At 72.4% G+C, this 2,176-nt stretch carries 2 protein-coding genes; one reads left to right on the top strand and one right to left on the bottom strand.

From position 1 onward, the window contains the following. Positions 1 to 53: 53 nt before the first annotated feature. Entirely contained in the window at positions 54 to 1,436 is a 1,383-nt protein-coding gene (locus ACFT2C_RS29020) for a dipeptidase (protein ID WP_377210570.1), read from the bottom strand. Positions 1,437 to 1,492: 56 nt separating this feature from the next. On the opposite strand from ACFT2C_RS29020, the gene ACFT2C_RS29015 reads away from it, so the two are divergent. Further along, the gene (locus ACFT2C_RS29015) at positions 1,493 to 2,113 is read left to right on the top strand and encodes a DUF3043 domain-containing protein (protein WP_377210569.1); all 621 of its coding nucleotides are present in this window, start codon (positions 1,493 to 1,495) and stop codon (positions 2,111 to 2,113) included. The last annotated feature ends 63 nt before the right edge of the window (positions 2,114 to 2,176 follow it).

The following is a 2,176-nucleotide window of genomic DNA, read 5'->3' as shown; positions in this document are numbered from 1 at the left end:
GCCTGGGCCAACCCCAGGCTGATCCGGACAAGCGCTCTACTTCGCGACGACGCTCAGAGGCCTTCGGCGATCTTGGTCAGCAGGAGGGCCTCCGCGAGGACGACCTTCTGCAGCTCGCCCAGGTGCACCGACTCGTTCGCGCCGTGCGCCCGGGAGTCCGGGTCCTCGACGCCGGTCACGAGGATCGCGGCCTCGGGGAAGACCTCGAGCAGGTCGGCGATGAACGGGATGGACCCGCCGACGCCGATGTCGACCGGCGCGGTGCCCCAGGCCTCGGTGAACGCCGCGCGGGCCGCGCGCATCGCCGCCGTGTCGCCCGGCGCGAGGAACGGCTTGCCCGCCTCGCCGGAGCGCCAGGTGACCTGGGCGCCGAAGGGCGCGTGCTTCGCCACGTGCGCGGCGAGCGCCGCGTCGGCCGCCGCCGGGTCCTGACCGGGGGCGAGGCGCAGCGAGATCTTCGCGGTGCAGCTCGGCGCGATCGTGTTGGACGCCTCGGCCACCGACGTCACGTCCATGCCGATCACAGACAGCGCGGGCTTGGTCCACATCCGCCCGGAGACCGTGCCGGTGCCGGCGAGGGTCACGCCGTCGAGCAGCGAGGAGTCGGCCCGGAGCGCTGCCTCGTCGTAGTCGACCTGCGGCTCGGGCGCGGTGACCAGGCCGTCGATCGCGACGTCGCCCGCGTCGTCGTGGAACGTCGCGACGAGGCGCGACATCAGGGTGACGGCGTCCAGGACCGGGCCGCCGAACATGCCGGAGTGGACGGCGTGCTCCAGGACCCGTACCTCGAGGTCGCCGTCGACCAGGCCGCGCAGCGACGTCGTGAGGGCGGGCACGCCCACCTTCCAGTTCATCGAGTCGGCGACGACGATGACGTCGGCCGCGAGCAGGTCGCGATGCGCCTCCAGGAACGCGCGGAACGACGGCGACCCCGACTCCTCCTCGCCCTCGAGGAACACGGTCACGCCGACGGGCAGGTCCGCGCCGTCGGGCAGCCCGAGCGTGCGCAGGGCACCCAGGTGGGCCACGATGCCCGCCTTGTCGTCGGCCGCGCCGCGGCCGAAGAGGCGCTCCCCCACCTGGGTGGGCTCGAACGGGTCGGCGGTGTCCCAGGTCGCGGGGTCGCCCGGCGGCTGCACGTCGTGGTGCGCGTACAGGAGGACGGTCGGCGCGCCCTCGGGCGCCGGCCTGCGCGCGACGACGGCGGGCGCGCCCGGCGTGCCGTCGGGCCGCGGTGCGGACAGGATCTGGACGTCGGGCAGGCCGACGTCGCGCAGGAGCTGCTCGGTGGCCGCGGCGCTGGCCGCGACGTGCGCCTGGTCGAAGGCGGCGGCCGAGACGCTCGGGATGCGCACCAGCGCTTCGAGATCGGCCTGCAGGGCGGGGAACAGCTCGGCGACGCGGGCGCGGAGGGCCGCGGATGTATCGATGGTCACGGCCCCACGTTAACGGCTGGCAGCGGACGGCTCGCGGGAGCGATTAGGCTGGGGAGGTGTTCTCCCGCAGCAAGACTTCGACACCAGAGGGCGTGACCCCAGTGGGCGACTCTCCCGACGAGGTGGATTCCGCGTCCGCGACGACGCCGGCCGACGCCCCCAAGAAGGGGCGCCCGACGCCCAAGCGCAACGTCGCGCAGGCCGCGAACAAGCGTCCGCTCGTCCCGGACGACCGCAGGGCCGCGAAGAAGGCCGAGCGCGAGAAGTCGCGCATCGACCGCGAGCGGGCCTACCAGGCGATGCAGACCGGCGACGAGAAGTACATGCCGGCCAAGGACAAGGGCCCGGTCCGCCGGTACGTGCGCGACTACATCGACGCGCGCTGGAACCTCGGCGAGTTCTTCCTGCCTGTCGCGTTCCTCTTCCTGTTCGCGACGTTCTTCACGCAGCAGTACCCGCAGCTCAGCATCGTCGTGATGCTCGGCCTGTACGGGTTCCTGTTCCTGACGGTCATCGACGCCTGGCTCATGTGGCGGTCGCTGAAGAAGCGCCTGAACGCGAAGTTCGGCGAGGTGCCGCGCGGGCTCCTCATGTACACGATCACGCGCGCCTACCAGCTGCGCCGGTCGCGTCTGCCGAAGCCGATGAGCAAGAAGCGCGGCAACTACCCGGAGTAACCCCGGGGTCCGCGAAGTAGAGCGCCTGTTCGGTCTCGACAGGCTCGACCACCGGTGGTCGAG

It is taken from the genome of Promicromonospora sp. NPDC057138, assembly GCF_042670845.1.
GTDB lineage: Bacteria > Actinomycetota > Actinomycetes > Actinomycetales > Cellulomonadaceae > Promicromonospora.
The sequence above is the reverse complement of the archived record's forward strand: the minus strand, read 5'-3'. Positions and strand labels throughout refer to the sequence as shown.